The 12,020-nt window shown below is 48.1% G+C and carries 6 protein-coding genes; all 6 read left to right on the top strand.

The window, feature by feature from the left end:
* The first annotated feature begins 180 nt into the window (after positions 1 to 180).
* The 6 genes from ACH19P_RS02155 (at position 181) to ACH19P_RS02130 (ending at position 11,988) form a co-directional block, all read left to right on the top strand.
* Positions 181 to 2,520: a hypothetical protein gene (locus ACH19P_RS02155; protein ID WP_462156884.1), complete on the top strand. Its 2,340-nt coding sequence runs from the start codon at positions 181 to 183 to the stop codon at positions 2,518 to 2,520.
* A gap of 18 nt (positions 2,521 to 2,538) precedes the next feature.
* Entirely contained in the window at positions 2,539 to 6,273 is a 3,735-nt protein-coding gene (locus tag ACH19P_RS02150; RefSeq protein WP_462156883.1) for a S8 family peptidase, read from the top strand.
* A 39-nt stretch (positions 6,274 to 6,312) separates the two neighbouring features.
* Positions 6,313 to 9,792 (top strand): hybrid sensor histidine kinase/response regulator, encoded by a 3,480-nt coding sequence (locus ACH19P_RS02145; RefSeq protein WP_462156882.1) that lies wholly within the window; start codon positions 6,313 to 6,315, stop codon positions 9,790 to 9,792.
* Entirely contained in the window at positions 9,785 to 10,417 is a 633-nt protein-coding gene (locus ACH19P_RS02140) for a response regulator transcription factor (protein WP_462156881.1), read from the top strand. The genes ACH19P_RS02145 and ACH19P_RS02140 overlap by 8 nt, the downstream gene beginning before the upstream one ends.
* A gap of 160 nt (positions 10,418 to 10,577) precedes the next feature.
* Positions 10,578 to 11,003: a DoxX family protein gene (locus ACH19P_RS02135; RefSeq protein ID WP_462156880.1), complete on the top strand. Its 426-nt coding sequence runs from the start codon at positions 10,578 to 10,580 to the stop codon at positions 11,001 to 11,003.
* Positions 11,004 to 11,115: 112 nt separating this feature from the next.
* The gene (locus ACH19P_RS02130) at positions 11,116 to 11,988 is read left to right on the top strand and encodes a LysR family transcriptional regulator (protein WP_462156879.1); all 873 of its coding nucleotides are present in this window, start codon (positions 11,116 to 11,118) and stop codon (positions 11,986 to 11,988) included.
* Positions 11,989 to 12,020: the final 32 nt, after the last annotated feature.

Below are 12,020 nucleotides of genomic sequence, written 5' to 3'. Positions count from 1 at the left end.
GAATCCATTACTAGTCACTAACATTTCGTCGTGTTTTTAACTCACGTTCATGACAATTAGTTAACGCCGCATAGGACTTATTTCCCAGATGATTTGGGACCTTTGATCGATTACATCCGTTTTGCTGCTGATGAATAATCGTTCAGATCTCATTACAACAAGTCATCAACAGGAGTATCTATGCGGTTTCTTCTATCAGCCACGGCACTAGCCGTGAGTATGAGCATGGCAGCACCGGTTGCAGCACAATGGGGGAGTGACACCTCCACATTTGTGACTGCAACAGCAAGTTCTGCATCACATAAAACCATGGTCGATCACCAAGGCAATATCATTATTGGCTACTCAGACCCAAGCACTGGCTATGACTTTATGGTCAACAAGCTTGACCGAAATGGCGACTTTGCGTGGGAGCAAGGTGCTAAAACACTGTACGACCGCCAACAGTCATTCATCCTCACTTGGTCGATGATGCTGGATAACGAAGGGGCTATCTACACAGGATTCGAGGATTTAAGTGTATTTCCTCACGGTACCATGGTGTTCAAAACGAATGCTGACGGCAGTGCGGGGTGGGAAACACCGTTTATTCCAGCACCTGAAGATGCTGGTCGCACACTGCCAATTCACTTAACGAGTGCAGGTGATAAGCTATTCTACGCGTTGGACTACGACACCAAAAGTCGCTCAGCTAAGGTTGCCGTAGGTATGCTAGACAAAGACGGCAATGAGCTTTGGCATACCACAGAGCAAATGCAAACAACGCGTTTCTCATCGTTTACTCCTGTGAAAGATGGCTTAGTTGTGTTGTTCAGCGGCATTCGTGCAGACGGTGAAAACGCCATGTTTGTGCAAAAGTACGACTTCGACGGTCAGCCACAATGGGGTGAATCACCAAAGCCCATCATGTTTGGTGAAGTCAGCCTTCCTGCCCGCTCATCTGGCGGTGCATCCCTTGTTGCAGACGGTCATGGTGGTGTCACCTTGGCTTGGTCACACCCGACGTTATTCAACAGCAACATTTTATTCCAGCACATTGATGCGGATGGCAATTTGCAATTTCCAAACTCAGGTCTGCGCATTTCTCATGGTGATGATTTTGAATTTAATAATGTCGCTTCACCATCATTGGTCGCAACGGATGATGGTTATGTCATCACATGGGCTGCCCAATACTCAAATACGAATTTTGGGAACTATGGCCTGTTCATGCAGCACATCGCACACGACGGTACCCTCACTCTCGGTTCTGAACCTGTCGCTTTGGCGCCTATCCTGTATGGCGACAAACAAGATTCGGGTTATTACTCTGCTGGGTACTTGAGCCGTTATGACGATACGTTCTCGTACGTGTATTTGAAATCTGAAGACTACACGTCGCAGACTGAAAACCTTTATCGTGTCGATTTCAAAGCCGACGGCACCGTTATCGGTGACCAAGTAATAGCGAAAGTTGACCAAGTGATCAACGGCGAAAGCATCGCTCATTCACCGTTTGGTGAAACCATTGCCAGCTTACGCACCACCTTCGATAGAGACGCCGAAGTGCAAGTGCAGAGTATCAAGCAAAGTGGCGATGTAGGCATCGAAGAAGGTTTACGCCTCGCCTGGCCAAATCGCCCATTACACACCAATGAAGATGAAGCGTTCTCACTAAACCTGCCATTTGTAGATGATCAACAAAGCAGTTACAGCATCAATGTAGCCAGTGCAAATGCCGATGATGGTTCTCAATACAGTGCGGAAATTGGCACCGACTCAGTCTCAGTGAACATCACGCCTGCACCAGAGTTTTCAGGAACTCTACCGTTTGTTGTGACGCTTACGGATGACAAAGATAACAACCGTGCGTACAGCATGACCTACACACTCAATGTCGCACAAATCAACGATGCACCCATCATTGCTATGCCTGAACAAGTGCAAGCAGGCGAAGATGAGGTTGTCATTGTGTCAGCCGAAGTAACCGACCCAGACAACACGTCATTAAACATTGAGTGGCAGCAAACGGGCGGGCCTGCGGTTGATTTTGACCCCTCAGCTATGGAGCTTAGCTTCACTAGCCCAGTGGTGAATGAGCAAGTCGACTTGGCCTTCTCATTGATTGTCGCTGATGGCGAGTCGACAACGACAGCGCATACCACAGTATCGGTTACCAACGACAAACAACCGAGCTTATCAGGCACAGCGAATATCAGTGTAGAGGAAGGAAACAACTTCAACATCGACTTATCGCTAAGCGCAGCAAAAGGCCCAGTGTCTATCTCTTGGCAGCAATTAAGTGGCCCAGCTATCACATTAAGCCATCCACAATCCTTGGTGACTCAAGGTAGTGCCCCCTTTGTCGATGGCGAGGAGCAAGCGACGTTGGCTATCAGTGTGACTGATGCTCACGGTGAGACCGCAACGCATCAAGTCGAAGTCACAGTAACGAACAACGAGTCGAGTGGTTCATTTGGCCTGAGCCTAATGGCGCTATTTGGCATGCTGTTATGCCGTCGTCCACGCCGTATGAAGTAACCAGTGAAGAGAATTATTATGAAGAAGTCATTAATTGCCATCAGTATGGCGATGAGTTGTGTTGCCAGCGCATCAACGGCACCCGCTCTTTTCAGTAAGCCATTTTCATTTGAAGACAAGGTCAATACCGTACTCAACAAAGATCATGAAGGCGCAACGAACCGCTATTTTGTGCATCTTCGCGGCCAACCTTTAGCATTTGCGGCGCAAAGCGAGCCAAATTTCAAAGGCAAGCTCGATACGCAAACACAGTTTGCGCAGCAGTTTAAAGCGCAAGTAAAAACCCAGCAGCAAGCGTTTATGCAAGCAGCCCAAAGTGCGTTGGGTGAGAAAAAAGAAATCCTATACAGCTACGACACCGTATTCAACGGTGTGGCGATGGAATTGACCGAGCAGCAAGCAGAAAAGCTATTAAGCCTACCGAATGTATTAAAAGTAGAGCGCCAAATAGCCTATGAAATGCAAACCGATGTGGGCCCAGAATTTATTGGCGCAAAACCCATTTGGAACGCCCAGACCATTCAAGCGGTAGGCGCGAAAGGTGAGGGGGTGGTTGTAGGTATCATCGACTCAGGCGTGAATACCGATCACCCCTCATTTCAAGCAACGGGTGGGGACGGTTACACCCACATCAACCCATTGGGTAGCGGCAATTACCTCGGTGATTGTGTTGAAAATACAAACCTGTGTAACGACAAACTCATCGGTGTATTTAGTTACGACAGCATTACTGATAATTTCGGCGATGTGCGCCCGCACGTGGGTGAAGACTACAATGGTCACGGTAGCCACGTAGCATCCACAGCGGCAGGCAACATTCTTACCAATGTCGCGGTATACAAACCGGGCAACACCGAGATGAGCGACGGCACTCCTATTGCTGGCTCTAACTTTGCACAAGTGTCAGGTGTTGCGCCACACGCCAATATCGTTTCATTCCAAGTCTGTTTGCCTGTGTCAGGCTGTGACATGGGTGCGATGGTCAAAGCGGTTGAAGATGCAATTGACGCGGGTGTTGACGTTATCAACATGTCTATCGGACCAAGTGCTGAAGGCCCACAGCCTTGGAATTCAGCGCTTGATCTGGCATTTTTATCGGCAACGCAGGCCGGTGTGTTCGTATCTTTATCGGCAGGTAACTCGGGACCGGGTAGCAATACCGTAGGTCACCTTGCACCTTGGACAACACAAGTTGCTAACGCCAGCCATGACCGCGTGGTAGAGAAAACCATCAGCGCAGGCGACGCTGTGACTGCGACTTTTACCGACATTACAGGGCTCGGCGGCTTCAGTGAAGCGGTGAGTGCAGAGATGGTGTATGCGGGCGACGTAGATAGCTTACGTAAGCAATGTAATTTCTTCACATGGCGTGACTACCCTGATCTAGAGGGCAAGATAGTGCTTTGTGACCGCGGTGGTATCAGCCTGTACGATAAGGTTGACCGTATCCGCCAGCTAGGCGGTGTGGGTGTGATTATCCGCAACGTGGAAGGCAGCAATACAGAGCAATACTCCATTCCTTACCCAATTGCAGGCATGCAGGTGACGCAATCACAAGGTGAACAGCTGCTAGACTGGGCGCGCGCAGAAACGTCGCCTGTGATCAACATCACCGCTGGTTTAGCAACGCGCCAAAGCAACAAAGGCAACATCGTCAATGCGTCATCGTCACGCGGACCAACAAGCTTCCTGCCTGAACTCTTATCGCCACATGTTGCAGCACCGGGCACGGATATTTACGCAGCGTATTCAGATGAGCAACCATTTAGCGCTAATCCGGCGCCGAGTGATTTTAGTTTCTTATCAGGCACATCGATGGCATCACCGCATGTTGCAGGTGCCGCTGCACTGTTGAAGCAACTTAATCCACAGTGGAGTGCTGCGGAAATTCAATCAGCCTTGATGATGACTGCCAACAGTCAGATGACTCGCGCGGAAGATGGCCAAGTAGCAAATATTTGGGACCGTGGTGCAGGCATGATTCAAGTCGACAAAGCGGCAAACGCAGGGCTCGTGATGCCAGTTACAACGGAAGCCTTCTTAGCTGCAAACCCTGATATTCAGGGCGATGTAAAAGCGTTGAATGTGCCTTACCTTGTTGATAGCAACTGCCCTGGAACCTGTACGTGGGAGCGCACTTTTAAAGCAACCCAAGCGGGTACCTATCGCTTTAGTCAAAAAGGCTCCAACTACTACCTCAGTGACATGACCTTTACACCGGCAGAAGTCACGTTGACAGCTGGTGAAGAGGTGACCGTGACCATCGCTGCGACTATTAGCGAATGGGCTGCTGATGAATGGATTGATGGCAACGTGCGCATCACTTCAGGACAATCACAGCAACCTGAGCTAACACTGCCACTGCGTATCAAACCTCTCGTTGCGCGCGTGCCAGTTTCATATGCTCAAGAGTACTATTGGCAAAATGCTGGTTTCGATATCACGGAATATGCATTTCGTCGTCCTGAGCAAATTTATGTGACTCATAGCCCGCTAGTGAAAGGTATTACTACTGAGCTTTTAATCGCTGCGGATGACAACAACACGCCGTTCGATAGCTTTGAAAAAGGCGCAGGGTTCTTCATGCTCGACGTCACCGAAGGTGAGCCACTGGATATTGTTATTGGTCGTTCACAAGCAATTGATGCCGATTTATTTGTTGGTTTAGATACCAACGGTGATGGCCAACCTCAAGCCGTTGAGCGCGTGTGTGTTGCTGCTTCAACACGCAATGTGGGTGAGCAATGTACGCTTTCGGGTGACGCCCCTGGTCAATACTGGGTAATGGCATGGAACTACGCAGGCTCAGAAAAAGAGCAAGATATTATTGCTATCGACGTAGTGCGTAACACACCTGAAAATCGCGTATCAATGAACGTACTGCCTGACAACAGTAGCAGTGCATTTGGCGACATGCCCTTCAACATTTTGTGGGATAAACGACTCGAGGCCAATACCAACTACTACGGCAGCATCGAAGTATTCGAGCAAGACCAATACGCGGGGACATCGGTGTCGCATGGTACAACTAGCTTGATCATCAATCAGCTAACTGACGCTATGACGCTAGCTGCAGACAGCGCTGACGTAACCACTGCAATGCCAACGAGCTTGGCCTTCACTGTTGCGCCAAACCCGCTTAACGAGGATGTAAGTTATCAAGCGAAGGTGACACTCGCACCAGGCTTTACTGCCAGCTCAGAGGATGCTCAGGTGCAAGTAATGGATAACACCATCACAATAAATGCACTGCAAAGCGCGCAGAGCACCGAATCGCTGACTATCCCTGTGACTGTAACACTCGCCACTCCGTTAGAGGGTAAGTTCACCCATCAGTTTGAACTAACCAACTCCAAAGGTGATAAGCACACAGGTAACTTAGTGCACGTTAATCCGAACCACGCTCCGACAGCGACGATAGCCAATGCGTCTATCAGCGTTGAAGAAGGTCAAAGCTTTACGCTCGATGCGAGCCAAAGCGCTGACCCAGATGGTGACGAGCTGCACATAACATGGCAACAACTGCAAGGCCCATCGGCGTTGGCATCAAGCACTTCAGGTGCCCAGCTTACGGTGGATACACCTGACGTTGAACGCGATGCGACACTGGTATTCCAAGTCACTGTGAGCGATGGCGAATTCACCTCAACATCAACAGTCAATGTTGACGTGGCGAACCGCTCATCGTCAGGTAGTCTCATTTGGTTGCTAATTCTTATGACGCCAGTCATAGTTAGACGAAAGTTTATTTAAACCCTTTCTGGAGCTCCCCGCAGGGGAGCTCATTTGCTTATGTTGTCGCGCCTACTGTTTTTATGTTTATTTTGGGTATGCAATGTTCAAGGAATTGAGCAACTCACTCCCTATGCAACTCATTGGGATTCCACCAAAGGCCTCACCCACAACAGCGTTTACGACATTGAAAAAGACGCCTTTGGACGATTATGGTTAGCGGGTCCAGGAGGGGTAAGCATTGTCGACGGCTTAGGTGTCGTTCAACTCAAAAAAAGTGCTCAAAAAGGACAGGGGATCCGATTTAATCCCGTGACACAAATTCACGCCAGAGATCAATATGTATGGCTATTAGGGCTTGGAGGTATCGAACTCGTTGACCCAAGAAGCCTCAAAGCATCGCCCTTTCCTGATCCAAACGGCATCCTTCAGCGCGTCACGAATATGCTGTTTATTGATGATTCGTTAGCGTATGTCATCAGCAATAGGCAACTTGTAAGGCTAGAACTTTCACATAAAACCGCACGCGTTGTTTCCAGCGAATTGTACGAGGGCGTGCAAGTCAATTCATTCGCGCGATATGACCAAGCCCACATCTTGTTAATGACCACCAACGGCTTGGTTCTTTACAATTGGCAATCAGGTAAACATCGCCTTTTCAACTTAGAAAACTTAGCACGCGGTAAGGAAGATATACGCGCGCTCACCGTTGATTTAACTAACCAAAATGTGTGGATCAGCATTTTTAACAAGGGTATCTATGTTTACGATAAACAAAATCGCCTAAAAACACATTTAAGCGAGCAAACAAACACCCTGCCTTCCAATATGATCTCAAGCCTAGAGGTAAAGGCAGAGCATATTTATGCAGTAACTCAACGTGGTATGGTGATTTTGGACAGCGCCTCAGCAATGCCCATGCAGCATATCCTCCCCACCAGCGTTAATGACAGTTACCGCCAAGCTAGCATGGCTTTATCTGCGCATATTGGCGCGAATAAAGAGTTATTTATTGGCACTACCAACGGCTTTTACCATATATCTCCATTGGCTTATGAGTTTCAATCTCTTGGCGAGCACGTTGCCGAGTTTACGCCACCAATTCTGACGCAATTTATCGACAACAATGAATTGGTCATTTTAACGCCCAACCAGCAACTACGATTTTCCGATACGCTCGGTTGGCGCTCGCAAAAAAGCCACCTTGCAACGCCAAATTTGCGCTATTTTCCTGGGCATGCAAATGCGGTAAAAAACTTTAGTGAAATCGCAATTTTTAATGACGAGTATGCGTCCTATACGCTCAGCTCTCGCCCAGATGACAATGCCCCCCTTACATACTCGGCTTATATACCACCTCTCGACTTGTTCGTGTTGGTTGATGATAAATACCTACACATTGCACGCATGCAAGAGGGTGCACTGCACACTGAGCAAAGTTATCCATTGGAACTTGCTTCCGTCATCGATACAGTCTATGCCAACGGTCAGCTCTATCTTTCCAGTCAACGACACGGCGTGATGAGTCTCTCACTTGCGCAAATAGGCCAAGGTGATGATTCAACACTGCGCCCCCTTGAAGGCGCTCAAGCGGTAACCAGTTTGTTCTTAGACAGCCTTGAACAGCTGTGGATCACCACGCTCGATGAGGGCGTTTATACCTTAGATACCACCGATCCACTGGCACAAATGGCACCACTGCAATTGTCACAGGGTGGATTTATCCCATCAGCGAATTGTATTACCGAAGATGCCAAACAGCGCATTTGGATAAGCTCTCGCCATGGTGTCAGTGCCTATGATCCAACCACGAAAAAGCTGCATAGCTACACTGGCGCCAATGGTTTGGGCGCTATTCCAGCCACAGATTATTGTGGCCGAGTAGGCCAATCAATCTTCTTTGCCAATAGCGAAGACCTGCTGTTGGTGGACCCAGATAGCTTAAATCGTCACAACATACAGTCCGAGTTAACGCTCACCAATCTCAGCATTGATGGTGAGTCATCGCCATTACAAGATGGTATTGAAATCATTGACCCCAGCGTCATCGAATTTGCGATGAGTACATCACTCCCTCCCGCCGAAGGTGATCTGTTGCTGTATCGATTGCAAGGCACGCACTCAAAATCGTCGCAATGGCTACCCAGTCGCTCTCGCTATGTGACATTAATCAAGCCCAAGCCCGGTAAGTACGTGATTCAAGCCAAAGTCATTGGCTATGATGGCGCACAAAAAGCGTACGTTGAATCTTATTTTCACGTACAACCGCCCTTTTACTTGCGCCCGTCAATGATAGCTATCTACGTTACACTGACATTTATTGCCGTGGCGCTTGGGTTTGCCTTTAAACTGCGCTTGAAAAACGCTGAATTAGCGGTTTCAGAGCTCAAACACCAAGAGCAAAAGTCCTACGCGCAAGAACTGGCTCAGCAAGTTGAAGCCAAAACTCAGTTGTACAAAGAACAACAACAAATTGCGGTTAAAGCCAACTTGGACAAGACCCGCTTCATTGCCTCTGCCAGTCACGATTTACGGGCGCCATTGAATGCGATTCGCTTGAAGTTACTCGATACTCTGCCTGCTCACAGCCCTAACAGCGACGCAATCTTAGGCGAAATTACCTTGCTTGATCAGCTCGTTGACTCAATTGTGAGCCTATCCAAGTTTGACGCCAACATGGTGAAGCCTGCGAACTCAGATGTGGAACTGTGCGCTCTCATCACGCAAAGCTTGCAACGCTTTAGCGACATGGCCAATCGCAAAGCACAGAGCTTGGCGCTCAAAACTGATATAGCTGACGCGTGGGTGCATATCGACCCATTTTTACTGGCTCGGGTAATTAATAACCTTATCGACAATGCCATAAAAAACACCCCAGAGAACGGCCACATAGATGTGATTCTCTGTGCGGCTGACGATCACTATACGCTTGCGATTAAAGACTCTGGAACGGGCATTGATGAAGCACTGAAAGAGAAAGTATTTAACAGCTTTGTGCGCGGCACAGGAAGCTATGCAGGAAGCGGCTTAGGACTCACCATAGTGCACCATATTTGCACCATACTGCAGTTGTCTATACAACTAGAAAACTCTTCTTCAGGCTGCACATTTACGCTGACAATACCAAACAATAGCCAGCGCCAAGACAGCGCCGTGGCGGCATTGGCGTCCAGAACCGTGCTGATCATTGATGACGACCCGAATTACGCCAATGATGTCGCCAATATGGTTGAGCGAAGAGGCTTAAAACCCGAAGTTGCACTTAGTAGCGAACAGGCATTGGCTTACAATGGTCCGAAACCAGAACTCATTATCAGTGACTATCACCTCGATAATGGATCATCGGGTAGCGACATCGCAGAGCAACTGGCGGAGCGCTTCTCACTGTCGCAAAATAACATCATCATCATGTCGGAAGACATCCGCGTGAGAGACCAAATAAAACTAAACTTTGGTTATCGATTTTTAAATAAGCCAATAAAATACAGCCGCTTATCATGGCTTATCCAGCAGCTTGGAGACGGACCAAACAATGAATAAAATTCTGATTGCCGATGATCACCCGCTTTTTTTAGCTGGCCTCAAAGGCGCATTGCTTAACCGCCTACACGACACCTACATTGAAAGCGCCGACAGCTATCTCGCGCTCTTTTCCAAACTGCAAGAAGATGATGGTGAGCTTGATTTAGTCATTATGGATCTGAACATGCCTGGTGCCACCGGCGCCAGCGGTATCTACTTCCTACGCCAAACTTATCCGGAGTTGCCCATTGTGGTGTTGAGCGCCCATGATAGCCAAGATGTGCGCCAAGAGTGCTTACAAGCAGGTGCATCCGAGTTTTTGTCAAAGTCGGTAGACATTAATGATTTGGTTTCGAGCCTGACGCGTATTTTTGCGGGTGATTACCAATTCCCAACCCCGTTTAGCGCTGCTTCAATACCTTCATCACAGCAAAAGCATTACGAGCTACTCGCAAGCCTTACCCCGTCACAGTTTAAGGTGCTGCATTTGATGGCGAATGGCGATGCCAACAAACAAATAGCGTCAGCGTTGAATATCTCAGAAAAGACGGTCAAGAATCATATTTCCGCCATTTTTGCGAAATTGGGTGTCAGTAATCGCACACAAGCGAGCAAGATTTTTATCGAGCAAGAAGGCCGGTAACTGCATAGCTGCAACTAAACTCATTCTACAAGGACGACAATCATTACTTATCATTCTTTTTTAGAGAATGATAAGTGCGATTTTTACTAATTTTTATTCTTTTAAATTGATACTACTATTTCCTTGTCAGCGAAACAGCAACCTAATTGAGGAAATGAAAATGAACTTAACTAACGTAATTTCTAGCAACGACACTCTTTCTAACATCAGCGCGCTATTTGCTCGCTTTGGTTTAAGCGCACTGTTTGTACTAACAGGCTTAAGCAAAATTGAATACTACGATGCAACCGCACAATACATGGCGTCGGTTGGCGTACCCAGCATGTTATTACCTTTGGTGATCCTGCTTGAAGTACTCGGCGGCATCATGATTATCGCCGGTTTGTTTACCCGCTTAACGGCGCTTGCTTTTGCTGGATTCAGCGTCGTAAGCGCCCTGGTGTTCCACTTCCAATTGGACGACCAAACTCAGTTTTTAATGTTCTACAAAAACATCGCCATTGCGGGTGGTTTCCTAGCCCTAGCAGCATCAGGCGCAGGCAAGTTTAGCCTTGACCAATGGCTACTAAGCCGTAACAAAGCCTAAGCTATACAAATACATAAAGCGGCCTCAACAATGAGGTCGCTTTTTTGCGTTTCTTTGCCACTCAAGGCGCAAAGAGTACACTGTTGTCATCACATCGATTTGAGGAAGTCCCATGCTACGCATCACGTTAGAACAATGGCGCATGTTCCGTGCCGTTGTTGAATACGGTGGATTTAACCAAGCCGCGCAAGGCGTGCACAAAAGCCAATCCAGTATTCACAGCGCGGTGGCCAAAATTGAATCCTCTTTAGGGGTGAAGTTGTTCCATGTTGAAGGTAGGCGAACTCATCTAACTGAAGCTGGCGAAATGATGTTGCGCCGAGCAGAGTACTTATTAGAAGAAGCCGCAAAAATAGAAGCCATTGGTAACACGCTAGGGGAAGGTGTAGAAACACAACTGCGTATTGCAATAGACCAAACGCTGCCAAAAACGCTTCTTTACGATGTGCTCGATGCCACCAGCGCACAGTATCCTCTGCTGCGCATAGAACTCATTGAGTCTGTGCTCAAAGGCGCTAATGAGTTACTGACTAAAAACCAAGTTGAACTCGCTATTTCGCCCTTTTCAGGAGAAGGATTCAGCGAGCAACTGTGTAGCATAGAGTTTATTGCGGTAGCTCATCCACAGCATGCACTGCATCACATGGGACGCGAACTCACACCAGAGGATTTAAAGGCCCATCGGCAAATTGTCATCCGCGACTCGGCACAACAAGACAAGCAAGATGCAGGCTGGTTAGGGGCTGATCAACGTTGGACAGTGAGCCAAATCAATACCTCCATCGATATGATTGCCAACGGTCTTGGCTTCGCTTGGTTACCCAAACATGCCATTGCTGAGCACGTGAATCTTGGGTCACTCAAACCACTGCCGCTAGTGTCGGGAGGGCAGCGCGCCCATCCGCTTTATTTATTATTTAAAGATGGTGATAACCTTGGTCCAGCGGCGCGTGCTTTATTGGGTGAGCTACGTAGCCGGGTGTAAAAGTACGCAGATTCATTCGTTTCAATGGAATG

It is taken from the genome of Pseudoalteromonas sp. GB56, assembly GCF_054923835.1.
Note: the sequence above shows the minus strand (reverse complement) of the source record. Positions and strands in the feature narration are given on the sequence as shown.